Raw genomic sequence first — 23,107 nt, 5'->3', positions numbered from 1 at the left:
ATTACGTCCAGGGGACCGACCGCGTCGTAATCTCGCCCGCGAGCGAGCGTCCCATCGTGTCGGCGACGTCCTCCGAGTTCGCGAGCGCCCACATCAGCTTCACCTTCGCCGTGCCAGGGAGGATATCTTCGCCCTCGACGACGCCGGCGTCGAGCAGGTCCCGACCGGTGTCGTACACCCGGTCACAGACCCGCCCCTCGATGCACTGGCTGGTCATGACGACGTGGGTGCCGCCGTCGGTCAGGTCCTCGATGGTGTCGATCCAGTCGGTATTGACGTGGCCCAGGCCGGTACCCTCGATGACGACGCCCGAGTTCTCGGAACACTGTTCGAGGAAGGCCGGGTCGGTGCCGGGCGTGAACTTCACGAGGTCGACGTCGGTGGCGAGGTCCTCGTTCAGGTCCAGGTCGACCTCGCCGCGCTGGGCGTGCTCGCGGCGGAACGTGACCTCGTTCGGTTCGTCGCTCCCGCCGTAGTCGACTTCGCCGAGCGGTTCGGACCCCACGGTCTCGAAGGCGTCGCGCCGCGAGGTGTGGTTCTTGCGCACGCGGACGCCGCGGTGGAGTGCGCAGACGTCGTCGGACTCGGAGGCGTGCATGCAGACCAGCACCTCGGCGCAGTCGCTGAGTGCGGCCTCGACCGAACAGACGGCGTTCATCACGTTGTCGGAGGAGGGGCGGTCCGCCGAGCGCTGGCTGCCGGTGAAGACGATGGGGACCGGCGTGTCGAGCATGAAGGCCAGGGCGCTGGCGGAGAACTGCATCGTGTCGGTGCCGTGCATGACGACGACGCCGTCGGCGCCGGCCTCGATCTCCTCGTGGACGGCGCGGGCCAGGTCCTGCCAGACCGCTGGGGTCATGTTCTCCGAGAGGATGTTGGCGACGACGCGCCCCCGGTAGTTGGCCATCCCGGCGAGGTCGGGCACCGCCCGGAGCACGTCCTCGGCGTCGAACTGGGCCGTGACGGCACCGGTTCGGTAGTCGACGGTCGAGGCGATGGTGCCCCCCGTCGAGATCAGGGAGACCGTCGGCAGGTCCTCGTCGAACTCGACGGCGGACTCGCTCTGTTCGTCCTGTGCCCCCTCGACGTCGTACACGTCCGATTCGAGCACGTCGACGCTCGCGGCGTCGCGGTCGACGCCGACGTTGTAGCCACCCTCGAGCTTGAGGACGATCTGGTCGGGCGTGCTGGAGGGCAAGAGGACGCCCTCGAAGGTCTGGTCCGCGCGGTCGACGCGCACCCGGTCGCCTGCGTTCATGCCCCGGGATACCGCCCCGCCGGACTTGAATCCACTCGTTCGTCGACCGACGGCGCGATGGGAGTCGCCTCGGGCGCAGCCGGCCGGGTACACCGCGAGGACGGAACGAAGGAACCGGCAAGGAAGAACGGAACCGAGGAACCGACCGGGGCCAACGAGTCGGCGACAGGCACACCGGCCGGAGCGGGCACGTCACCGACCCGCCGATTAAATTTCACAGTTAGTTGTCAGTCCAAAACAATTATTACCGGATTTCGTGTGCTGGACAGTAATGGAACAGTCGACAGCCGACCGGATCCGCGTCCTCCACGTCGAGGACGACGGGGACTTCGCGGAGATGGTGGCGACCTGCATCGAACGCGAGAACGACCGCCTCGTCGTGGAGACGGCGACGAGTGCCGGCGACGGTCTCGACCGCCTCGAGGACGGTGGTGTCGACTGCATCGTCTCGGACTACGACATGGGGCAGCGAAACGGTATCGAGTTCCTCGAGGCCGTCCGGGAGGACCACCCCGAACTCCCCTTCATCCTGTTCACCGGCAAGGGGAGCGAGGAGGTGGCGAGCGACGCGATCTCGGCTGGCGTCACCGACTACCTCCAGAAGCAGACCGGAGCGGACCAGTACGCGATACTGGCGAACCGGGTGGTCAACGCCGTCGAGCGAGCGCGGGCCGAGCAGGCCAAGCGTCGCCACCTTGATGCCATCGAAGCGGCCCAGGAGGGGATCAGCATCGTCGCCGAATCCGGCGAGTACGTCTACGTGAACCAGGCGTACGCGGACATCTACGGCTACGAGCCAGAGGAGATGCTCGGGGAGTCGTTCACCATCACCTACCCGGACGAGGACATCGAACTCGTTCAGGCCGACGTCATCCCCGACTTGGAGGAGACCGGCGTCTGGTCCGGCGAGACGACCGGCGTGCGCGCCGACGGCACCACCTTCGTCGAAGACCACACGCTCGCGAAGACGAAGGACGGCGAACTCATCTGCAGCGTCTGGGACAAGTCCGAGCGCAAGTCCCGCGAGCGGGCCATCGAGGGACTTCACTGCACCGTTCGCTCGTTCATGCAGGCGACGTCGTTCGCGGACGTGGCCGAGACCGCCACGGAAGCGATGCGGGACATCCTCGGCCTGCCCGCGGCGGCGGTCTACCGCTACGACGAGGACGAGGACTGTCTGAGGCCGACGGTCTGGACCGAGGAGACCGAGGCGATACTCGGCGAACCCCCGGCGTTCCCGCGAGGCGAAGGGATCGCGTGGCAGGTGTTCGAAGACGGTGAACGGCAGGTGTACGACGACGTCTCCACGGCCGAGGACCGCCTGAACGAGGACACGTCGATGCGAAGCGAGATGATCCTCCCGCTCGGCGACCACGGCGTCCTCCTCGTGGGCGTGGACGACGCCGACGCGTTCGAGACGACGGACGTTCCCCTCGCCCAGACCCTCGCCGTTCACGCGACGACGGCGCTGGACGGCATCGCGTCGGAACGCGACCTCCGCGAGGAACGCGAGTTCGTCGACCAGGCGCTGAACGCGCTCGCGGACGTCTTCTACGTGCTCGACACCGACGGGATGTTCCGCCGCTGGAACGACCGGCTCGCGGCGGCGACCGGCTACGACGACGCTGAAATCGCCGACCTCGAACTGTCGGACCTCTTTCCCCAGGACGACACCGAGCGAGTCCGGTCGGCCATCGCCACGGCGCTGTCGGAGGGGCACGCGACCGTCGAGGCGGACCTCGTGACGGCGGATGGAGACCGCGTCCCCTACGAGTTCACCGGCGCACGACTCACGGACACCAGCGGCGACGTGACCGGCGTGGTCGGGATGGGACGCGACATCTCCGAACGGACGGAGCGCGAGCAACGACTGGAACGGCAGAACGAGCGGCTCTCGGAGTTCGCGAGCATCGTCAGCCACGACCTCCGAAACCCGCTGAGCGTCGCACGCGGTCGCATGGAGATGATCCAGGAGGAGTGCGACAGCGAGCACGTCGACCCGGTGGTGGGGGCACACGAGCGGATGGAGACGATGATAGACGAGATTCTGACGCTCGCACGCGAGGGGGACGCGGCCACGGAACCGGAGTTCGTCTCGCTCGCCGACGTGGCAGCTGACTGCTGGCACAACGTGGAGACGGACGAGGCGAGCCTCTCGGTCCAGACGGACCTGACGATCCGTGCCGACCGGTGCCAGCTCCAGCAACTGCTGGAGAACCTGTTCCACAACGCGGTCGAGCACGCGTCGGCAAGCCGTCACGAGTCCCAGACGAGTGACGGCACCGTGAAGTACAACTCCACGATCCCTCCCTCGCAAGCTCCAGCGGACCCGGTGGAGCACGACGGGGAGGGCGTGACGGTGACGGTCGGTGACGCCGACGACGGATTCTACGTCGCCGACGACGGCCAGGGAATTCCAGAGCCCGACCGTGACGGCGTGTTCGAAGCTGGTCGTTCCAGCGTCCCTGGCGGCACCGGGCTCGGGTTGCGGATCGTCGAACAGATCGCCGACGGCCACGGCTGGGCGGTCGACGTCCACGAGAGCGAGGGCGGCGGCGCTCGGATCGTCCTCTCCGGCGTCGAAACGCGAGCGTGACGTCGGCTCCGGCCCGTCGACGCTGTTCGACAGAGAGCTCGGGCTTCCAAGAGCAGACAGCGAACGGCCTGACCGCGCGGCGATCGGACGGGGAAAGGACCTTGAACGCTCGGTCCGGAGACACGACTATGGCCGAACGGACGGACGAACTCACCCGGAACGGGGACGGCGGCGGGAAGCGCGCCGACGAGGACGTCGTCGGCATCGATAGCGACGAGTTCGGCGTCGACGGCGACGGCACCGTCGCCAGCCCGGACGAACACGGGACGGAGTTCGGGATCGGTACGTCGACGTCGGCACCGGCCGAAACCACCGACACAGAGTCCTCGCGAGTCGGCCGCCTCAAGCGTCGCGCAAGCAGCGTCTTCTCGCCGACGACCTTCGTCCTGCAACTCGGGGCGGCGCTCGTCGGCGCCTTCGTCCTCGGGAACCTGATCCCCCTGATCCCCTTCGCCGGGTTTCTCGGCATCTTCCTGATGGCCGGCCTCGTTGGGACGCTCTCGGCGAAGCCGCGCTACCTCGAGGCAGCGGCCGCCGGTGGTGCGAGCGGTGCGCTGGCGCTCTTTCTCGGTGCGATGGGACTCTCCGTCGTCACGGGCGGGCTGGTACCCATCGCCGGCGCCGCCGTCGGCGCCCTGGCGGCGGTCGGCGGCTTCTACGCGGGGCGTGACCTGCGGGACGGCGTGACCCGCGACCTGTAGTCCGCGACACGGTCAGTCACACAGGCGCCAGGTCTCGCCGGACTGCTCGACGATGCCCTCACTGGCGAGCCACTCCAGGGCTTCCTCGACGAACTCGGGGTGGGCCTCGACGTCGCGACTGATCGTCCGGACGTCGCGGTCACCGGTGGCGAGCGCGCCGATGACGGCCGCGTAGAGGCGGCCGTCGTCGGTGCCGTCCTCGACGGCCTCGTCGATGTTCTCCCGGACCTCCGAGAGACTGCCCTGGACCCACCGCTGGGCCAGCGAGAGCTCGTTTTCGAGCTGTTTGAGTCGCTCGAGTTCCCTGGCGTGCCGTTTCAACGCCTCCGTATCGGCGTCGACGTCCTCACCGGCATCGTCGCCGGCGTCGTCGACGCTCGTCGCGCCATCGGTGCCGTCCCCGTCGGTGCTGTCCCCGTCAGCGCCGTCGACTTCGATGCTGACGTAACGACAGGAACTCACGTCGAAGCCCGGGTTCGCGGGGTAGGCGCTCTTCGCACCGAACTCGTGAGGCGAGACCTGGACCTCGAGGCGGAGGTTCCGTGCGATAGAGAAGTACTTGCGCCGCCGGTCGTCGGTGCGACTCTCGACCAGGCCGGCGTCGTCGAGTTTCCCGAGGTGGTCGATGACCGCCTTCGGACTGACGCCCAGGTACTCACTGATCTCGGTCACGTAACAGGGTTTGTGCGCGAGCAACCTGAGAATGCGACGGCGGTTCGCGTTCCCGAGCAAGTCGAGCAACTCGGCGGAGTCCATTCACCTGAGGATAGTGTCCCAGGACGGAAAAGCGTGTCTCCTCCGGCGCGCCGGTAGCCGACGCCGTCCCGCCGTCGTCTACTGGTTGGTTCGGATGTCGCGAATCGGTCGTCGAAACGGACCAGGCGCCGTCGGATCAGGCGCCGGCGGACCGGGGGTCGCTCGTCTAGAGACCGAGGAGGTCCCCGACGAGACCGTTGCCGGTACCGTTTCCACCGGCTCCGTTATCGGTGTCGCCGGTGTCGCTCCCGCTACTGTCCCCGTTTCCGTTTCTGTCACCGTTCCCGGAAGCGTCGTCGCCGTCGTCACCGGAGTCGGGATCGGCGGCGTCACCAGTGCCAGATCCCGCGTTCCCATTTCCCGGAACGTCACCGCTGTTTCCGGACCCGGTCACGTCGTCGGAGTCGCCGTCAGCACCGGTGCCGTCGGAACTACCGTTCCCGCTATTCGAGGCGTCACCGGATCCCGTACCGTCTGACCCGGTGCCCACACCCCTGTCGCTAGGGTTTGCGTTCCCACCCCCTTTCGAACTGCCAGTGGTATTCGTCACGTTCAGGTCGCCGTTCCCGAGACTCACGTTCCCGGTCAGGTTGCCGGCGTCGGTACCGTTCCCGCTGCCGGGGACGTCGGGACCGTTCCCGCGCTCACCTGGCAGGCCGCGGTCGGCCGGTGGGCCCTGCCCCCCGGCGACGACGTCACGGGCGACGCCCGCAGTCTCCGGGCCGGTCATGTTCCTAGCCTCGGTGCGGAGCGTGTCGAGCCGAGTGTCGTTGATCCCCGCCCGTTCGGCGGCCCGGTCGGTCTCGTCGACGCTCGTGCGGAGCGCCGCGATGCGGCCGGAGAGCTGACTGGACTGGGCGACGTACGCCGCCCGGTCGAGCGAGCCGTTCTCGTATCGCTCCGTGAGGGTCTGGTTCCGCTCCCGGAGACGCTCGAGTCGCTGTTCGAGCGAGCCCGCTCGCCGTTCGGCCATCTGGGCCTGTTTCGACTCGTTCGCACGCTCGAACCCGGCCGTCCACATGCCTGATTCGACCGTGTCGTTCGCTTCCGAAGCGCTACTCTGCATAAACGCCGTCATCTGGGTACCGAACGCGGCCGGCTCGTCGCCACTCCCTCTGTCGGTGGCGTTCGCCTCCGTGGCCGTCTCGTTCGGTTCCTCGACCTGTGCCGCGGAGTCCGCCGTCGTCGCCGCGACGGTGGGGAGCGCTGCACCGGCAACGCCCACCAGGACGACGACTGCGACCACCGCTACCTCCCGAGTGTTCATACTCGATTCATTCTATACCAGACACCTATAAAACGACAGTCACTGTTCTCACCGTTCAGCCCGCCCTCCGTCTCCGTTCGAACCGTTCACCGAGGGGGTGAAACGCCGCCAGGAGTTCGAAGAGCGTTTATCGACGTATTTCAGTCGCTCTGGTCCGCGACGCCGGCCCCCAGCGAGTACATCGCATCTCGCAGTTACGTTCGTCCTTCGACAGCGCCGACCCGGCCCGCCTGTCGACCGGTCGGATTGCCCGACGACAAAACGCTATGGGCGAGTGTTTATGTGTGTTAATGTCTAACAGCCAGTGAACAGCATGTTCGAACGATTCTCCCGGGGCTACTACCTCGGGCGGCTGTACGTCCAGCCCCATCCCGAGGGCGAACCGGCGATCTCCCGCGAACAACACGAACAGGTCAACCGCGAACTGTACGCGACCGGCGACGGCGTCGAACGGACGGACCATCCGCTCGTCATGAAACTCGACACTCACCACCTCGCCGTCCGGGGGGACGAGTCGGTCCCCGCGGACACGCTCGCGGTCCCACGCGACCTGCTCGAGGACACTTCCGTTCGCAACCCGCCGGCGCTCCACGAGGTACTCCTGGCGAAAGCCGACCGTGCGGAGCAGTTGCTCCCGGTCGCCGAAGGGACGGCGGTGTAGCCGACCGACCCACGGCTACGGTCGCTCTCCTGCAAGATTTTTACCGTCACACGCCGCCTTTCGAGTCGATGATCGACAGGTTGCTCGGCCGGGCGAGCCTGAAAGCGCGGATCGTGACGCTGGAGGAAGAGAAGCGCCACCTCGAACGCGAACGCGACGCCGAGTCCGAGCGCCGCACCGAGGCCGTGAGCGAACGCCAGGCGGCCCAGCAGCGCGTCAACCACCTGGAGGACCGCGTCACCGAACTCGAGGACCGCGTCGAGCGGCTCAAGCGCGACGATTCGACCGCCGACTTCCGACGCGAAGAACCCGTCGCCGGCGACCGGCGCGACGAGATACTGGACCGACTCGAATCCGTCGAGACCGGTCCCGAGGGCGTGTTCACTGCCTTCGTCGACGCGGAACACGACCTCCCGCCGGCCGTCCGCGACGCCTTCGGCGACCGCGCCGGGCTGGTCGCCCGCGCTGCCCCCTGCCTGGCCGTCACCGACGACGCCGGCCTCCTGGGCGCCTGCGTCTCCGTCCCCGTCCCGCCCAAACCCTTCGCCGCCTGGGACGACCGCGTCAGCCTCCAGCGCGGGTGGTTCGAACCCACCGGCGAGTACGCCCTCGCACTCGTCCGCTCGGATCTCTTCGCCCTCGGCGAGTACCAGGGTCGGGAGCGCACCGCCTTCCACGGCTTCGACGCCGACCTGAAGAGCCAGCACTCCAAGGGCGGGTTCTCCCAGGCCCGCTTCGAGCGCCTCCGTGACGCCCAGATCGATTCGCACCTGGAGCGGTGCAAGGCGGCGCTCGAAGAGCGGGACGCCGAACGCCTCTTCGTCGTCGGCGAGCGCAGCCTCCTCTCCCAGTTCGACGACGTCGCCGACGTGACACAAAGTGTCGACGCGACGGGCGAGCCGGAGTCTGCGCTTGGGGACGCCTTCCACGAGTTCTGGACCCTTCAGTTGCGAACGCTGTAGTTCTTGGAACCGGCTTTACGGAGAGCGACGGTACCAGAAACAACAGCCCGAAAGCCCCGACGCTCTCACCTCCCGTGACTCGTTGCGCTCCTCGCTCCCTGCGGTCGCTGCGGTGCTTACGTCGCCAGGGTTCGGTGAGAGCGTCGCCCCTTTCAGTCCCACCCGGTTCGGCCGATTAGCCAGGAGAAACGGGTGGGACTGAAAGGGGCCGCTGTGTCGGGGAAGACGGCTCCCCGTAGCACCGCAGGCCGAAGGCCGAGGAGCGCACGGGAGCCCTCGACCCGAGACAGCGGGGGCTTTCGGGCTGTTATCGTTGGTGGTGTAGTTCGATTCAGACAATCCAGTCGTTCTCCCTCACCGACGAACATTTAGGAGGCGTGCGGACGATTTCACAGGTATGCAAGTCGCCGTCCTCGCCCACGAATCGTTTCCCGACCGGGCAAAGACAGCCGTGGGCATCTTGCGCTACGGCGACCACGACGTCCGGGCCCTGCTGGACCGGGACACCGCCGGCGACCGGGTCAGCGACCACGTCCCGGACCTCCCGGACGTCCCGATCGTGGCCTCACTCGACGACGTCGAGGACGACCTCGACGCGCTGATCGTCGGGGTCGCGCCCATCGGCGGCGCGTTCGACCCGTCCTGGCGCGACGACGTTCGACGGGCGCTCGAACGGGGCTACGACGTCATCGCGGGTCTGCACGACTTCCTGGCCGACGACGAGGAGTTCGCCGCGCTGGCCGCCGAACACGGCGCCGAGCTACAGGACGTCCGCCGGCCACCCGACGACCTCTCGGTCTCCGAAGGGCGAGCGGGCGACGTCGACGCGCGCGTCGTCCACACCGTCGGGACGGACTGCTCGACGGGGAAGATGACCGCCGCCTTCGAGGTGCGCGACGCGGCGCGCGAGCGGGGCATCGACGCCGCCGTCGTTCCGACGGGCCAGACCGGGGTGATGATCGCCGGATGGGGAATGGTCGTCGACCGGGTGATTTCGGACTTCGCCGCGGGCGCCGTCGAGCGGATGGTCGTCGATGCCGCCGAGGACCACGACCTGCTCGTCGTCGAGGGCCAGGGCGCAATCGCCCACCCCGCCTACTCGGGCGTGACGACGAGCATCCTCCACGGCGCGATGCCCGACGCCCTCGTCCTCTGCCACGTCGCCGGCCAGGAGACGGTCCACGGTTACGAGTCCTTCGAGATTCCCGACCCCGCGAGCTACGCCACGCTCTACGAGGCGATGGCCGCGCCGGTCCGGCCGGCCGACGTGCTCGCCGGGATGGTCAACACGAGCGGTCTCGACGAGGGGCCCGCACACGAGGCCGTCGAATCGTTCGCCGACGAACTGGCCGCACCGGCGACGGACCCGGTCCGGTTCGGCGTCGACGACGCGGTGCTCGACGCGCTGCTGTGACCATGGACACGACGTTTCACCACCACGAGCTACCGGTCGAGGACCCGTTCACCATCGCGCGTGGCACGACCGGGACTGCCGACGCGTTCGTCGTCCGCCTCGAACGGGAGGGCGTCGTCGGCGTCGGCGGCGGCACGCCGAGCGCCTACTACGGCGAGTCCCCCGACTCCGTGGCCGACGTGCTTCCCGGCCTCCTCGCCATCGTCGAAGACGTCGACGACCCCCACGCCGGCCAGCGGGTCGCCGACCGTCTCTTTCAGCGGGCGCCCGACGCCCCGGCCGCCCGGGCCGCCGTCTCGTCGGCGCTGGCCGACCTCGCTGCGCGCGACCTGGAGGTCCCCCTGTATCGCCAGTGGGGACTGGACCCCGAGGTCACGCCATCCACGTCCTACACCGTCGGCATCGCCGAGCCGGGGGAGATGGCCCACCGGGCCGAAGCGGCCGTCGAGGCGGGTTTCGACCACCTGAAGGTCAAGCTCGGCACGGACGACGACCGCGCCCGATTCGACGCCGTCCGGGAGGCCGCGCCAGACGCGGAGATTCGGGTCGACGCCAACGAGGGCTGGGACGCCGACGAGGCAATCGAGAAGGCGGAGTGGCTCGCCGCAGCCGGCGTCGAGTTCCTCGAACAGCCCGTGCCCGCGAGCGACCTCGACGGTCTCCGAACGGTCGCCGCGGAGGCGTCGCTCCCGGTGTGTGCGGACGAAGCCTGCGTCACCGCGAGCGACGTCCCGCGGGTCGCCGACGCCTGCGACCTCGTCACGGTAAAACTGATGAAGTGCGGCGGGCTCCAGCCGGCCCTCGAACAGATCCACACCGCTCGCGCGCACGGACTGGAGGTCATGCTCGGCTGCATGGTCGAGTCGAACGCTTCAATCGCCCCGGCCGTCCACCTCGCGCCGCTGGTCGACTACGCCGACCTCGACGGGGCGCTATTGCTGGCCGAGGACGTCTGCGATGGGATTCCGGTCCAGGACGGCGCGTTCGACCTCAGTGCCGTGGCGTCGGGGACGGGCGCGCGGCTGGTGGATTGACGGGAGACACGAACAGAAATCGCTCGCGGCTCGCTACCGCCGGCTCAGATCAGGTCGAGCGTGCGAAGCGTCCGTTCGAGCTGGACCTCCTCCTGTTCGTCCATCCGCCAGAGCGGCCGGCGCATCGGGCCGGGGTCGAAGTCGACCTCCGGGTGCAGGTCGAGCGCGGACTTGACGCCGCCGAGGTAGGGACCCCGGTCGATGGCCTTCCAGATGTCGAAGACGGTGCTCTGGAGCTCCCGGGCGCGGTTCTCCTCGCCGCTGACGTAGGACTCGTACAGGTCCACGGTGAGTTCCGGGAAGACGTTGGAGACGGCGCTGACGAGGCCGGTACAGCCGATTTCGAGTTCAGCGAACAGCAGCGAGTCGAGGCCAGCGAGGTAGGTTAGTTCGGGGTTCTGGTCGATGGCCTGACCGAGCCAGGCGACGTCGCCGCTGGAGTCCTTGACGCCGACGATGCCGTCGAGGTCGGCCAGCCGGTCCAGGGTCTCCAGTTCGAGCTTGTTCCCCATTCGCGCGGGGAAGTGGTAGATGTACACCGGGATGTCGATGGCGGCGGTGACCTCCTCGTAGTGTTCGATGATCGCCGTGCTGTCGATGGGGTAGTAGTACGGAATCCCGACGACGGCGGCGTCGGCGCCGTTCTCTTCGGCGTCCTGAGCGTAGGAGACGGTGTTCCGGGTGCTCGGCGCGCTCACGCCGGCGATGACCGGCACCTCGTCGCCGACTTCGTCGACGACGGCCTCGATGACGGCCGCACGCTCGTCGGGCTTGAGCATCGGGAACTCGCCGTTGGTCCCCAGCGGGAAGACGCCGTGGACGCCCCGGTCGACGACGAACCGGGCGTGTGCGGCGGTCGCGTCGAGTGCCAGCTCCTCCTCGTCGGTGAACGCGGTTATCGTCGGCGGGATCACGCCGTGAATCGAAACGTCATGCGTCGGGCCGTTGGTCGTCATCTGTCGAATCCTTCGAAAACGGGTGATATGAATCTATCGTCACGTTGGCAGCTTGGGGATCCGACGCACAGTCGCGTGGTGGCCACTCTCGGGGAGTCTATCCCGTCTCGCGAGAACGAGTTACGACGGGAGCCAGTCGGCGAAGGAGTCCTCGGCCCGGCTCAGTTCGAAGTAGTCCCGCTGCATCTCGCAGATGGCGTCCTCGAGGGGCAGGCCGTCGTCGAGGTGCTCGCGAACACGACCGATCTTCCACGAACTCGGCGTCTCGCCCGCGGTCCAGCGGCGTTCCAGCGGGTCGAGGAACTCGTCGGCCCGCCCTTCGGGGACGTCCTGCGCGTCCAGCCCAGCGCGTGCGAGGGAGAAGATTTCGTCGTAGACGACGTCGTGGTCGGTGGTCCGCTCGCCGTCGGCGGTCACCCACGCCAGTTCCGCGTCGAGACCGTTGCGGGCCGCGTCGTAGAACGAGCGACGCGCGTCCTGCCAGGGGAGCTCGGCCAGCGGATGGCCGGTCGCGACCAGCCCCCGGACGAGGCCGGCGACGAGCACCTGCGTGCCGATGAGGTCCGCGACGGTCGGCTGGGTCGGGATCGGTCGGTACTCGATGCGGAGCGACTCCTGGTCGCCCGCGCCGTCGACCGGGTCGCCACCGACGACGCAGCGGAGCCAGCGCCAGTAGGTTCCCCGTTTGTGGTCGAACTCCCAGTGCTCGTCGTGGACGCCGCTCCGGGGCTCGTCGGTGATCCACTCGCGGAGGAACGGGGCGAAGCAGTCGTCTTCCACGACGCGGTCGACCACGTCCTCGCTCGTCTCGATGTCCCTCGGCACCCTGACTTTCGGGTTCTCGCTGGTGTTGACCGACTGCTCGAACGCCGCGATGCGGAGTTCGTGGTGGGTTTCCTCGAGCAGTCGGTACGGATCCTCGACCCGGTTGTACAGGTCCGCGGGGAGGAGCGGTGAGTTCGCCGTCAGCGCCAGGACGGGGCCGAGCGTGCGGATGGCGGCGTTGTAGTAATCGGGGAACTCCCTCGCGGTCGGCACCTGCAGATGGGGCTGGATCGACGTAGTGAGCGACTCGAAGAGGATGGTGGGGAAATCGTGTTCCGCCCCGGGCACGGAGAAGGAGATCTCGCCGCCAGCGTGGGCCAGCGCCTCGTTGTCCAGCGCGACGTACCGGGGGTACTGACGCATGTTCTCGGCGAGTACGACGCCGTCGCGCCGTTCGACGTCGGTGAAGTAGTCGAGGGTCCCTCCTTCGGGCGGGATGGTCCACATCGCATCGAGCACCATGTCGCGATGTTCGGCGAGCGCGGCGTCACGGGCCTTCTTGACGCGCATCTCGACCGACGTCGTCTGGACCTCCAGCCCGGTCGCACCGAAGGCGTCAGGGTCGGTGTTGATCTCCGCGTTGTGGACACCCAGTTCCTTCGCGGCCGGTCCCTCGAACACCGACTCGGGGAGTGCCGCAAGTTTGCCCTCCCACTCCTCGGGGTCCATGTACGGTTCGTCGACGTCGGGTTCTTCCTCAAGTGCGTCGTCATCTGCGGATTCGTCGCCGTCCACTGCACCGGCATCGGCCGCTCCGGGGTCTGGCACGGGATCTGCTGGTTCGAGCGACGGATCGAGCGCGGCGCTCGCACTGCTGCTCAGGTCGGCGTCGAGGGCAGCTCCGTCGGCGTCCGCCTCGTCGGCCTCCTCAGCGCCTGCTTCCGCTATCGCGTCGCCGTCTTCGGGGTCGTCCTCGACCGGTTCGGGCTTCTCGTTTATCGCGTAGACTTCGATCTCGAGGCCCACGGCGAAGTCCTCGTTGTCGAATCGCCCCGCGGCGATGGCCTCCCGCAACGCGGCGGCCTGCTCGTCGACGCGCGCGGTGAACTCCGCGTCCGTCTCGTCGGCGAGCGACCGGCGAACCAGGTCGACGACGTCGTCCATGCGCAGTGTATTGACGAGGGGTTGGTTTATACTGTCGGTTACCACACCCCCCGCCGGAGTCGCCCAACTCTCACTCGAAGAGGTCCTCGTGGCGCGCCGCGAGGTTGGCGTAGTCACCCGACGAGAACGCCTCGAACACCGAATCGGGGTCGATGTTCGTCTCCGACAGCGGCGTCACGGACGCGGGCATCCCCCTGACGAACGACTCCGGCGGGACGTCGTAGCCCGGCGGCACCACCGTCCCCATCGCGACGATGGACCCCGCGCCGATGGTCGCGTCGCTGACGGTCGAGTTGAACCCCACGAGCGCGCCGTCCTCGACGACGGAGTCGTTGAGCGTCGCGCCGTGGCCGACCATCACCCGCTCGCCGACGGTGGAGGCGTGGACCACCGCGTTGTCGCCGATGGCCGTCTCTCGACCGATTTCGACCGGCCCGACGTCTCCGCGTAACACCACGCCCGGCCAGACGTTCGCGTTCGGGCCGACGGTCACGTCGCCTACGACCGTCGCCTCGGCGCTGACGTGGGCGTACCCGTCGATCTCAGGCTCGCTCCCTTCGAAGCTGTATTCCCGACTGTCCATGCGTGAATAAACGTGTCGCGAAGCTATAAGGTGTCGCAACGGGACGCAAATCCCGTTTCTTACGAAGGCCTGTACTTCGGATATTCGGGAGCCTAAGAACCCTTCGCCGGTATCGGCCCCTGAAACCGGAGGGACTATTATAGGTAAGCGATTGTATATTTGAGACAGACCGAGTCCCGATCGGTACGCAAACGAACACAACCGATCTGGACTTGGTGGGCCTGGTGGGCCCAACAGCGCGGTCAAAGCGCGGTTGAAGGTTAACAATGAACGGGAAGGACATCGAACTTTCGCGACGGCGAGTACTGGGTGGTATAGCAACGGTCGGCGCAGCCAGCGCGGCTGTCGGTGCGGGTACGTATGCCGCTTTCAGTGATACCGAGGAAAGCACGGACAACACGATTTCAGCAGGTTCCCTGACACTAGACACGGTATCCGGGACCGAATTCAGCCTGGGGAAACTCTACCCAAATGAGTCAACCAGCGAAATCGAGATCACGACTGATTACCTGGGTAGTTTGTCGACACCCTTGCTGGATTGGGGGATACAGACGGGCAACGAAGCAGTACCCAATGGAAGTGGCAGCTTCGCAGACCAGCTAAATGTGGACAAAGCGTCTCTCTCAATCGAAGGGGTCGAGGTAGCAGATTACGGCGGAACAGACGTTGCTCTCTCTGGATTTACAGGTATCCGGGAGGCTGTAGTCGATTCGACCTCAACTCCGACACTGAACGAGGGGAACACTGTGTCGCTCACACTCCAGTTTAGCTTGGACGACGTTGGCAACGAGTTCCAAGAGGCGTCAATTGACTTTGGTGTCGCGTTCAAAGCCCGACAGTCGTCCGCTGATCCGCTCCAGAGCGTTACGGTCAACTCACCATAATCACGGTGGAGCCCACATCGGGGTTAGAGACGGTTACACAAGGCGTCCTGAAGAACAGTCACTAGCTGCTGTGGAGATAGACCAATGAGCGAGAGACAATTTCGTTTGACTCGCCGACGCCTCTTTGGCGGCATCGTCTCTGTCGCCGCTGCTAGCGCCGCCAGTGGTGCGGGAACAATGGCCTATTTTACCGACACCGAAACTAGCTCTGACAACACCATCAGTGCGGGAACTCTGAAACTCGATTTCGACGGGAGCGGCACCTTCGAATTCAACACAGCACTCGCCCCCACGCAGACGACAGAGGAGTCGGTCACGCTCATCAAAAACGGTTCCGTCAATGGCTCGCTCGACGTCGACGTCTCGTACAAAGAGAGCGACGGGGACAACAACGACCCTGAAGAAGACGTGACTGCAGACCAAGTCGCGGAGAATCTAGAGGTCGTGACGTTGGAGTACGGCGGAGATACCTTGCTGACAGAGGATCAGAACCTCTCCGGAACCCCGACATTGTACGACCTCGAGAACAACGAGCACGGGGCCAACGAGTCTACGCAGAACGACTTGATCAACCTGGACGACCCCGGAACCGGGGGCAAGGTGTTCACCGTCGGCTTCCGCCTCAAGGACGTCGGCAACGAGTTCCAGAGCGACGGCGTGAGCATTACCTTCGACTTTTACCTGAACCAGAATGACAGACAGTAACCCCAGCGATTCGGCGGACGTCGACTGGCGCCGGATAGCGAATCTCGTGGGACTGGCCGTGCTAGGTATCGTGGTCTTCCTCTTCGTCGCCGCGGCGGTGCCACAGGTCGTCGGGGTCGACGAGAGTTACGTCGTCCTCTCGGACAGCATGTCGCCGGCCATCGACGCCGGTGCGGTCGTGTTCGTGGGGGAGGTGCCCGCGAACGACATCAGCGAAGGTGACGTGATCACCATCGAACGAGCGGGTGGTTCGGGCGATTCTTCCCGCGTGACCCACCGCGTCGTCGAGGTGGTCGAAGAGGACGGCGAGCGGCGCTTCCGGACTAAGGGCGACGCGAACGAGGACCCCGATCCGTCACTTGTCGCGCCGTCGAACGTAATCGGCGTCGTCCAGTTCCACGTCCCCTACATGGGCTACGTCACGTCGTTCGCCCAGACCCGGCTGGGGATCCTCGCGCTCGTCGTCGTCCCGGCCGTGCTCCTGGTGGTCTCCGAAGTCTGGGACCTCCTGTCCGCGACGAAGGACGAGGAAGATGACGAGGACTCCGCACCGAGAGGTGAGGACGGGTCGTGACTGGGCCTACCCAACCGTTCCGCGAGGAGCCCGACGAACCCGAAGAGGTCGAGGAGTCGAGAGACGACAGGCGGTTGCTTGCCCTCCTGGCGCTCGTGTTGCTCGTCATCCTCGGCGCCGGCATCGGTACCATCGCGCTCCCCGGGACCGGACCCGACGAGGAACCGACGCCCACGCCGGGTCCCGTCACGATAACGCCGACGACGGCCACACCGACGCCGACGCCGGGCGCCGGCCCGCCCGCGGCGACGGCCACGCCCACCGCGACGCCGACGGCGGTCGACACCGCGACGCCGACCGAGACGCGGCGCGACGACCGCGACGACGCGGACGTTGACGACGGCGACGACGACCGGGATAGCGACGACGACAGCCCATCGCGCGTCGACCTGACGGCGGACGGGAGCGACGTCCTGGTGGAGGCCACTGGTCTCGCGCCCGGCCACGACGGACGGAACTCCGTCACCTTCGAGAACGCGGGGACCGTCGCGGGACGCCTGCTCGTGAACGACACCTCGGTCGTCGACCACGAGAACTCGCTGCTGGAACCGGAGAAAGCCGTCGGCGACGACGCGACCACGGGAGAACTCTCCGGCGCTCTCCAGGTGAGACTCTCCGTGACCTACGCCGACGGAACGACGGAGTACCTGTTCGGCTCGTCAAGCAAGTACGTGACCTTGCAGTCCCTCGACGGAGCGGACCGGTCGAGCACCGAGGCGCTCGGGGCCGGCGAACAAGCGACCGTCACGTTCGAGTGGCGACTCCCGACGTCGACCGGGAACGAGATCCAGAGCGACGGCGTCGAGTTCGACGTCGACTTCGTCCTCCGACAGGCCACCTGAGCGGGACGGGAGTTCGGTTTCGTCTACCTTGCTTCGCTCGCTCTTTTCGATACCGCTGGGACGGAATCGTTGTTGTGTGGGTGTGTGAATTGTGCAGGTGATTTAGTGAGTGGAGACTGGAAAAAAGAGACCGCCAACACCCAGAAAGCCCTCGGCGCGCTCCGGTCCCGGGGCTTGCTGCGCTCCTCGCTACGCTGCGGTGCTTGCTACGCCCGGGTTCCCGGAGCCCGCCTCGCCCTTTCAGTCCACCAGGGCCAGCACAGCACAACAGCCCAGCCCTTCCCCTGGTCGGCCGACGAGACGGCCTCCCGGCCTGGCAGTTTCCGAGCGGTCAGGAAGCGTGATTCGGCGCGGACGCGCCGAATTCGGGGAGGTTTGGTGGCCATAATCTCGAGCGCGTTACATCGCGCGAGCGAGGCTGATCCTGGCGGACTGAAAGGGCGAGGTGTGGTCGCCGACGTCCGACGACGTAAGCACCGCAACGAAGTGAGGAGCGCAGCGAGTCGCACGAGGCGAGCGCGCCGAGGGCTTTCGAGTTCTTTAATTTCGTGCGAAGAGCGTCAATCCCATAACCCACGGATCGATACGTAGCTCACCTGTACTAACCGATCGAGAGAGCCGGCAACGCGTAGGAGAACAGCGTCCCAGGACAGTTTCTCAGCCGAACAGCAGGCCCAGATTCATCCCGGTCACGACGACGCCGAACACCGTCAACACCGCCGGCGGGCCGTAGAACAGCACGGGGTCGTCGTCGAGGACGCCGCCCCAGAGGGAGATACCGATGCAGGCGTAGAGGACGAGGAGTTTCAGGCCGAGGAAGCCGCCGCCGCCGAAGGTCTCGATGGCCAGTCTGATCACCGGGTTTGCCTCGGTAAGCGTCGTGGTGAAATACACCATCGCGATCGTCGTCACCACGTCACCGACGCCGTAGGTGGCAGTGGCGACGAGCCACATGCGGGAGAATCCGTCGACGCTGAAGGAGGAGCCTTCGAGCGTGAGCCAGTTCGCGCGGGCTGTCGACATCTACACGAACGGTTAGCTGCCAGATACATATAGATGGCCGTTTCAGAATCAGTAATGATACTCTAGCGGAGGAACTGAGAGATATAATCGGACAGGCACTCGCAGTGTTGCTGTTTTCTGGCGACGGTCGCTGACTCGTACTGCATCAATATTCGGAATTATCGATATCGAAATGGAGTTCGAGAGTCGATTCGCGTCGGAAGTGAGGGCGCTACAGGACCGGCACCACTCAATCGATCCGGACGACGAGCACGGGCACTTCGGAGGACTTGACGACGCGCTCGGTGACGCTCCCGAGGTTAGCGACGCGGTCCCGCCCAGTCCGGCCGTGGGTCCCCATCGTGACGACGTCGGCGTCAACCTCCTCTGTGTAATCCAGGATGGTCTTGTGCGGAATCCCGTCGCGCATCTCAGTGACGACGTCGACGCCCGCCTCCTCTGCAGCGACCGATGCGTCGTCGAGTGCGAGCTCGCCCTCCTCCTCCAGGGACTGGATGACGTCGTCCTGGGTGTCCTTGTCCGCCGCGAGGTATCGCCGTCGGTCGACGACGTAGAGCACGTGGAGCGTCGCGTCGTTGTCGCGCGCCAGCGAGACGGCGTGGTCGATGGTCTCCCGGGACCCCTTGCTGCCGTCCGTCGTCAGCAACACCGTGTCGTATCGTACCATGGCCTGTCCGGAGGTTCGTCGCAGTGATAGATATGTCTGGTGCCGGCTCTCGGGAGCCGAGGTCCGGCGGGCCCTCACTTCGTTCGGGCCGACCCGCTGCTCGCGTGTCGCTCACTCCGTTCGCTCCCGCTCGCTCGTTCGGCGGGCCCTCCCTCCGGTCGGCCCCGCCCGCTGCTCGCGTGTCGCTAACGCTCCCGCTCGCACGAAAGATTGCGCCTCCCTGCGCTCTCACGGCTCGCGAGGCTCGCCGTTCGAGCAACCGCGGCACGAAGTGCCGCTTCGGTCGGCGCAATCCGCTCTCAATACACTTATCCCGACGTGCCGATTTATCCCGGGCATGAGCACGGTCACGGTCACGCTGCCCGACGGCTCCACCCTCGAGATGGAGGACGGAGCCACCGTCGAAGACGCCGCCTTCGAGATCGGTCCCGGCCTCGGTCGCGACACGGTCGCCGGCGTCGTCGACGGCGAACTCGTCGACAAGCACACGCCGCTGCACGAGGACATCTCCCTCGAGATCGTGACAGACCAGTCCGACGAGTACGTCGACGTCCTCCGGCACTCGGCGGCCCACGTCTTCGCGCAGGCGCTCCAGCGGGAGTTCCCCGGAGCGAAGCTCACGCTGGGACCGTGGACCGACGACGGCTTCTACTACGACGTCACCGGCGTCGACCTCGACGAGGACGACCTGGAAACCATCGAGGACGAGGCCCAGAATATCATCGAGGAGGACCTGCCAATCGAGCGCGTGATGCTCGACCGCGAGGAGGCCCTCGAGCGCTACGAGGACAACGAGTACAAGCGGGAGATCCTGGAGACGGAGGCCGCGGGCGAGGACCCCGTCTCCTTCTACGAGCAGGGGGAGTTCTACGACCTCTGCCAGGGCCCCCACGTCGAATCGACCGGCGAGATCGGCGGCTTCGCCCTCCTCGAGATTTCGGCCTCCTACTGGCGTGGCGACGAGACCAACGACACCCTCACGCGCGTGTACGGGACGGCGTTCCCGACCGAGAGCGAACTGGAGGACTACCTCGAACGCCGCCAGGAGGCTCAGGAACGAGACCACCGGAAGATCGGTCGGGAGATGGACCTCTTTTCGGTGCCCGAACACTCCCCCGGCTGTGCCCACTACCACCCCAACGGGATGGCCATCCGGCGAGAACTCGAGGAGTACGTCCGCACGAAGAACGACGAACTCGGCTACGACGAAGTGTGGACGCCGGAACTCAACAAGGCCGAACTGTGGAAGCCCACCGGCCACTACGACGCCTTCAAGGAGGAAGGCGAGATGTTCGCCTGGGAGCAAGACGACACCGAGTACGGCCTGAAGCCGATGAACTGCGCGAACCACGCGTACATCTACGCCAACCAGACCCGCTCGTACCGGGACCTCCCCATCCGCTTCTCCGAGTTCGGGACGGTCTACCGGAACGAGCAGTCCGGCGAACTCTCCGGCCTCCTCCGCGTGCGCGGGCTCACCCAGGACGACGGCCACGCCTTCGTCCGCCGCGACCAGATCGAGGAGGAGATCACCGAGACCCTCTCGATCATCGAGGACATCTACGGTCACTTCGGGCTGGAAATCCTCTACAAGCTGGAGACGAAGGGCGACAACGCCGTCGGGAGCGACGAGATATGGGACGAGGCGACGACGGCCCTCCGGAACGCCCTCGAATCACAGGGTCTGGACTACGACGTCGAGGAGGGCGAGGCCGCCTTCTACGGCCCGAAGATCGGCCTCGACGCCCGGGACGCGCTCGGCCGCGAGTGGACCATCGGCACCGTCCAGGCCGACTTCAACATCCCCGAGCGCCTCGATCTCTCCTACATCGGGAAGGACAACGAGGAACACCGCCCGGTGATGATCCACCGCGCCCTGCTGGGATCCTTCGAGCGCTTCATGGGCGTCCTCATCGAGCACTTCAACGGCAACTTCCCGCCGTGGCTCGCGCCGGAGCAGGTCCGCATCCTCCCCGTCTCCGACGACAACATCCCGTACTGCGAGGACCTCGCGGACGAACTCGGGCAGTTCCGCGTCGAAATCGAGGACCGCTCGTGGACCGTCGGCAAGAAGATCCAGCAGGCCCACGACGACCGCGTCCCCTACATGTTGATCATCGGCGATAACGAGGAGGAAGCGGGCGAGATCTCCGTGCGCGACCGCAAGGAACGCGAGGAGAAGAACGTCTCCCTCGACGCGTTCCGCGACCACCTCGAAACCGAGGTCGACCAGAAGCGGACCGCCGTGACGTTCCTGGTGTAGGTTCCGCCCGAAGGCGACGCGGTCACTGGATCGGAACCGGTACGTACCACGCATTTATGTGACGAGCGCGACGTTCCCGTCTATGGCCGCGCTCTCCGTCGACGTCCTCGTCGTCTTCGCGCTGATTCTCGTCGCCCTCTTTCTGTTCGTCAGCGAGCTCGTCCCGCCCGACGTGACCGCTATCGGCGTGCTCGTCTCGCTGGCCGTCCTCTCGCCGTTCACGAAGGTCCCCGCAAAGGAAGCGATCGAGGGGTTCGCCAGCCCCGCCGTCGTCACCATCATGGCGATGTACATCCTCAGTGCGGGCATCGAAGAGACGGGCATCGTCGAGCGCCTCGGGTCGATCCTGGCGGACGTCACCGGCGGCGACGAGGGGCTGCTGACCGGTGCGACCGTCGCGACGACCGGTATCGGCGCCGGCTTCGTCAACAACACGCCCATCGTCGCCGTCTTCATCCCGCTGATCACGGGGCTCTCGGAGCGCTACGGCATCTCGCCGTCGAAGCTCCTCATGCCGCTGTCCTTCGCCGCGATGCTCGGCGGGACGCTCACCCTCGTGGGCACGTCGACCAACCTGCTCGCCAGCGAGTACGCCCGGGAGTTACTCGGCGAGCCCCTGGGGATGTTCACGTTCACCCACGTCGGGGCCCTGGTGCTCGTCGTCGGCGTCGCCTACCTCCTGACGGTCGGCCGCCGACTCGTCCCGGCACGGATCCCCGCGGCCGCCGACTTCACCCAGGAGTTCGACATGGACCGGCACCTCTCCCAGCTGGTCGTCCGCGACGACTCGGCACTCGTGGGTCGGACCGTGAGCGAAGCGCTCGACGACGCACGCACCGTCCCGGACGGCGGTGTCGTCGCGGCCGACGCCAACGGGACTCCCGAGGCCGTCGCCGTCGCCATCGCCGACGACATCGACGTCGACGTCCTCCAGGTGGACCGCAACGGAGAGTCGTTCCTCGCGCCGGCCTCGGACGTCACCATCCAGGCCGGCGACGTGCTCACGGTCAGGGGAAACCCCCAGGCGGTCAACCGCTTCGCCGAAGCGTTCCGGCTCCGGCAGCTCACCAGAGAGACCGTCACCGAAGACGACCTCTCGGAGGGTCCCGGTGACGGGTTCCTCGTCGAAGCCGTGATTCCACCCAGCGGCTCGTCGGCCGGCCGGCCCCTGGCGACCCTCCGTCTTCGAGAACGATTCGACACGACCGTGCTGTCCCTCCGGCGCGGCGGGACGATTATCCGCGAGGAACTCGACGCGGTGGAACTCGCACCCGGCGACACACTGTTGCTCCAGACGACGACCGAGTCGATCCGGTACCTCCAGGAGGCGGGCTACCTGCTCGTCACCGAGGGGCCGGTCGAAGCCGCCGTCTCGACCGATCCCGCGGAGACGCCACCGCTCGACCCGAAAGCACCGATCGCGCTGGCGACACTCGTGGGCGTGGTGGTTGTCGCGGGGCTCGAACTGCTCCCCATCTACATCGCCGCGCTCGGTGGCGTCGTCGCGATGGTCGCCAGCGGCGTGTTGAACGCGAACCGGGCCTACGACGCCGTCGGCTGGAACGTCGTCTTCCTGCTCGCCGGCCTGCTTCCGCTCGGCGTCGCCATGCAGGCCACTGGCGGCGCGGCGGTCCTCGGCGGTCTCCTCGTCGGACTCGGCGACGTCTTGCCACCTGTCGCCCTGCTCGCGGCGATCTACCTGCTGACAGGCCTCCTGTCGAGCATCATCACGCCGGTGGCGACCGTGGTGCTACTGACGCCCGTCGCAGTCGACACGGCGAGTCGCCTCGACGTCGCAGGTATGCCCTTCTTGCTGATCGTCATGTTCGCCGCGAGCACGGCCTTCATCACCCCCATCGGCTACCAGACGAACCTGATGGTGTACGGTCCCGGCGGGTACAAGTTCACCGACTTCATGCGGGTCGGTCTCCCCCTGCAACTACTCTTGATGGTCGTCACCACGCTCGCCGTGGTGGCGACGTGGCCCCTCTGAACGCCCCGTCTCCGACCGACGCGCGACGGACCTGATTCG

Annotated in this window: 20 protein-coding genes; 12 read left to right on the top strand and 8 right to left on the bottom strand. The window is 66.7% G+C overall.

The features are described from left to right. Window position 1: 1 nt before the first annotated feature. A complete protein-coding gene (gene gatD / locus BM337_RS05995; RefSeq protein ID WP_089814877.1) occupies window positions 2–1,258 on the bottom strand; it encodes a Glu-tRNA(Gln) amidotransferase subunit GatD in 1,257 nt (418 codons plus the stop codon). Window positions 1,259–1,529: 271 nt separating this feature from the next. On the opposite strand from gatD, the gene BM337_RS05990 reads away from it, so the two are divergent. Both BM337_RS05990 and BM337_RS05985 read left to right on the top strand, forming a co-directional pair. Beyond that, a complete protein-coding gene (locus BM337_RS05990) occupies window positions 1,530–3,854 on the top strand; it encodes a PAS domain S-box protein (RefSeq protein ID WP_089814875.1) in 2,325 nt (774 codons plus the stop codon). Window positions 3,855–3,982: 128 nt separating this feature from the next. After that, window positions 3,983–4,555: a hypothetical protein gene (locus tag BM337_RS05985; RefSeq protein WP_089814873.1), complete on the top strand. Its 573-nt coding sequence runs from the start codon at window positions 3,983–3,985 to the stop codon at window positions 4,553–4,555. Window positions 4,556–4,567: 12 nt separating this feature from the next. Here the strand turns inward: BM337_RS05985 and BM337_RS05980 are convergent, their stop codons facing one another. Both BM337_RS05980 and BM337_RS05975 read right to left on the bottom strand, forming a co-directional pair. Beyond that, window positions 4,568–5,311, bottom strand: coding sequence for an ArsR/SmtB family transcription factor (locus tag BM337_RS05980; protein ID WP_089814871.1), 744 nt, complete (start codon window positions 5,309–5,311; stop codon window positions 4,568–4,570). Window positions 5,312–5,477: 166 nt separating this feature from the next. After that, window positions 5,478–6,578, bottom strand: coding sequence for a hypothetical protein (locus tag BM337_RS05975; protein ID WP_089814869.1), 1,101 nt, complete (start codon window positions 6,576–6,578; stop codon window positions 5,478–5,480). A gap of 313 nt (window positions 6,579–6,891) precedes the next feature. Between BM337_RS05975 and BM337_RS05970 the strand changes: the two genes are divergently transcribed. The 4 genes from BM337_RS05970 (at window position 6,892) to BM337_RS05955 (ending at window position 10,649) form a co-directional block, all read left to right on the top strand. Then, entirely contained in the window at window positions 6,892–7,239 is a 348-nt protein-coding gene (locus tag BM337_RS05970) for a DUF5802 family protein (RefSeq protein WP_089814867.1), read from the top strand. Between the two features lie 68 nt (window positions 7,240–7,307). Further along, the gene (locus BM337_RS05965; protein ID WP_089814865.1) at window positions 7,308–8,201 is read left to right on the top strand and encodes a Vms1/Ankzf1 family peptidyl-tRNA hydrolase; all 894 of its coding nucleotides are present in this window, start codon (window positions 7,308–7,310) and stop codon (window positions 8,199–8,201) included. A gap of 397 nt (window positions 8,202–8,598) precedes the next feature. Beyond that, window positions 8,599–9,615, top strand: a complete 1,017-nt coding sequence (locus BM337_RS05960; RefSeq protein WP_089814863.1) for an N-acetyltransferase DgcN family protein — start codon at window positions 8,599–8,601, stop codon at window positions 9,613–9,615. 2 nt (window positions 9,616–9,617) lie between these two features. Then, window positions 9,618–10,649: a dipeptide epimerase gene (locus BM337_RS05955; protein ID WP_089814861.1), complete on the top strand. Its 1,032-nt coding sequence runs from the start codon at window positions 9,618–9,620 to the stop codon at window positions 10,647–10,649. A 44-nt stretch (window positions 10,650–10,693) separates the two neighbouring features. Here BM337_RS05955 and BM337_RS05950 read toward each other — a convergent pair whose 3' ends face one another. From BM337_RS05950 to BM337_RS05940, 3 genes are all read right to left on the bottom strand, one after another. Continuing rightward, window positions 10,694–11,605: a dihydrodipicolinate synthase family protein gene (locus BM337_RS05950; protein WP_089814859.1), complete on the bottom strand. Its 912-nt coding sequence runs from the start codon at window positions 11,603–11,605 to the stop codon at window positions 10,694–10,696. A 120-nt stretch (window positions 11,606–11,725) separates the two neighbouring features. Beyond that, a complete protein-coding gene (locus BM337_RS05945; RefSeq protein WP_089814857.1) occupies window positions 11,726–13,534 on the bottom strand; it encodes a glutamate-cysteine ligase family protein in 1,809 nt (602 codons plus the stop codon). A 70-nt stretch (window positions 13,535–13,604) separates the two neighbouring features. Further along, window positions 13,605–14,117 (bottom strand): gamma carbonic anhydrase family protein, encoded by a 513-nt coding sequence (locus tag BM337_RS05940; protein ID WP_089814855.1) that lies wholly within the window; start codon window positions 14,115–14,117, stop codon window positions 13,605–13,607. 266 nt (window positions 14,118–14,383) lie between these two features. Here BM337_RS05940 and BM337_RS05935 point away from each other — a divergent pair, with 266 nt between their 5' ends. The 4 genes from BM337_RS05935 to BM337_RS20995 all read left to right on the top strand — a co-directional run bounded on the left by BM337_RS05935 (window position 14,384) and on the right by BM337_RS20995 (window position 17,122). Then, window positions 14,384–15,001, top strand: coding sequence for a TasA family protein (locus BM337_RS05935; protein WP_089814853.1), 618 nt, complete (start codon window positions 14,384–14,386; stop codon window positions 14,999–15,001). Window positions 15,002–15,085: 84 nt separating this feature from the next. Continuing rightward, window positions 15,086–15,706, top strand: a complete 621-nt coding sequence (locus BM337_RS05930) for a TasA family protein (protein ID WP_089814851.1) — start codon at window positions 15,086–15,088, stop codon at window positions 15,704–15,706. Then, on the top strand, window positions 15,693–16,280 hold the full coding sequence (locus tag BM337_RS05925; RefSeq protein WP_089814848.1) for a signal peptidase I: 588 nt from the start codon (window positions 15,693–15,695) through the stop codon (window positions 16,278–16,280). Before BM337_RS05930 ends, BM337_RS05925 begins: the two co-directional genes overlap by 14 nt. Beyond that, window positions 16,277–17,122, top strand: coding sequence for a hypothetical protein (locus BM337_RS20995; RefSeq protein WP_089814846.1), 846 nt, complete (start codon window positions 16,277–16,279; stop codon window positions 17,120–17,122). Before BM337_RS05925 ends, BM337_RS20995 begins: the two co-directional genes overlap by 4 nt. A 657-nt stretch (window positions 17,123–17,779) precedes the next feature. Here the strand turns inward: BM337_RS20995 and BM337_RS05915 are convergent. After that, window positions 17,780–18,145 carry a DUF5658 family protein gene (locus BM337_RS05915; protein WP_089814844.1) on the bottom strand — a complete coding sequence of 122 codons (366 nt, stop codon included), beginning with the start codon at window positions 18,143–18,145 and terminating at the stop codon, window positions 17,780–17,782. A 229-nt stretch (window positions 18,146–18,374) separates the two neighbouring features. Further along, window positions 18,375–18,812, bottom strand: coding sequence for a universal stress protein (locus tag BM337_RS05910; protein ID WP_089814842.1), 438 nt, complete (start codon window positions 18,810–18,812; stop codon window positions 18,375–18,377). A gap of 337 nt (window positions 18,813–19,149) precedes the next feature. Here BM337_RS05910 and thrS point away from each other — a divergent pair, with 337 nt between their 5' ends. Then, entirely contained in the window at window positions 19,150–21,075 is a 1,926-nt protein-coding gene (thrS, locus tag BM337_RS05905; RefSeq protein ID WP_089814839.1) for a threonine--tRNA ligase, read from the top strand. An 82-nt stretch (window positions 21,076–21,157) separates the two neighbouring features. Beyond that, the gene (locus tag BM337_RS05900) at window positions 21,158–23,068 is read left to right on the top strand and encodes an SLC13 family permease (protein WP_089814837.1); all 1,911 of its coding nucleotides are present in this window, start codon (window positions 21,158–21,160) and stop codon (window positions 23,066–23,068) included. Window positions 23,069–23,107 lie beyond the last annotated feature (39 nt).

Origin of the sequence: Halomicrobium zhouii, from assembly GCF_900114435.1 — an archaeon.
Lineage (GTDB): Archaea > Halobacteriota > Halobacteria > Halobacteriales > Haloarculaceae > Halomicrobium > Halomicrobium zhouii.
This window is presented reverse-complemented; position numbering and strand designations above follow the sequence as displayed.

What these genes read in the sequence shown, in the direction of transcription:
- BM337_RS05900 (WP_089814837.1), top strand. Translation starts at nt 21,158, where the DNA reads ATGGCCGCGCTCTCCGTCGACGTCCTCGTCGTCTTCGCGCTGATTCTC.
- BM337_RS05980 (WP_089814871.1), bottom strand. Translation starts at nt 5,311, where the DNA reads ATGGACTCCGCCGAGTTGCTCGACTTGCTCGGGAACGCGAACCGCCGT.
- BM337_RS05940 (WP_089814855.1), bottom strand. Translation starts at nt 14,117, where the DNA reads ATGGACAGTCGGGAATACAGCTTCGAAGGGAGCGAGCCTGAGATCGAC.
- thrS (WP_089814839.1), top strand. Translation starts at nt 19,150, where the DNA reads ATGAGCACGGTCACGGTCACGCTGCCCGACGGCTCCACCCTCGAGATG.
- BM337_RS05960 (WP_089814863.1), top strand. Translation starts at nt 8,599, where the DNA reads ATGCAAGTCGCCGTCCTCGCCCACGAATCGTTTCCCGACCGGGCAAAG.
- BM337_RS05975 (WP_089814869.1), bottom strand. Translation starts at nt 6,578, where the DNA reads ATGAACACTCGGGAGGTAGCGGTGGTCGCAGTCGTCGTCCTGGTGGGC.
- BM337_RS05925 (WP_089814848.1), top strand. Translation starts at nt 15,693, where the DNA reads ATGACAGACAGTAACCCCAGCGATTCGGCGGACGTCGACTGGCGCCGG.
- BM337_RS05950 (WP_089814859.1), bottom strand. Translation starts at nt 11,605, where the DNA reads ATGACGACCAACGGCCCGACGCATGACGTTTCGATTCACGGCGTGATC.
- BM337_RS05965 (WP_089814865.1), top strand. Translation starts at nt 7,308, where the DNA reads ATGATCGACAGGTTGCTCGGCCGGGCGAGCCTGAAAGCGCGGATCGTG.
- BM337_RS05945 (WP_089814857.1), bottom strand. Translation starts at nt 13,534, where the DNA reads ATGGACGACGTCGTCGACCTGGTTCGCCGGTCGCTCGCCGACGAGACG.
- BM337_RS05990 (WP_089814875.1), top strand. Translation starts at nt 1,530, where the DNA reads ATGGAACAGTCGACAGCCGACCGGATCCGCGTCCTCCACGTCGAGGAC.
- gatD (WP_089814877.1), bottom strand. Translation starts at nt 1,258, where the DNA reads ATGAACGCAGGCGACCGGGTGCGCGTCGACCGCGCGGACCAGACCTTC.
- BM337_RS05910 (WP_089814842.1), bottom strand. Translation starts at nt 18,812, where the DNA reads ATGGTACGATACGACACGGTGTTGCTGACGACGGACGGCAGCAAGGGG.
- BM337_RS05915 (WP_089814844.1), bottom strand. Translation starts at nt 18,145, where the DNA reads ATGTCGACAGCCCGCGCGAACTGGCTCACGCTCGAAGGCTCCTCCTTC.
- BM337_RS05985 (WP_089814873.1), top strand. Translation starts at nt 3,983, where the DNA reads ATGGCCGAACGGACGGACGAACTCACCCGGAACGGGGACGGCGGCGGG.
- BM337_RS05935 (WP_089814853.1), top strand. Translation starts at nt 14,384, where the DNA reads ATGAACGGGAAGGACATCGAACTTTCGCGACGGCGAGTACTGGGTGGT.
- BM337_RS05930 (WP_089814851.1), top strand. Translation starts at nt 15,086, where the DNA reads ATGAGCGAGAGACAATTTCGTTTGACTCGCCGACGCCTCTTTGGCGGC.
- BM337_RS05955 (WP_089814861.1), top strand. Translation starts at nt 9,618, where the DNA reads ATGGACACGACGTTTCACCACCACGAGCTACCGGTCGAGGACCCGTTC.
- BM337_RS05970 (WP_089814867.1), top strand. Translation starts at nt 6,892, where the DNA reads ATGTTCGAACGATTCTCCCGGGGCTACTACCTCGGGCGGCTGTACGTC.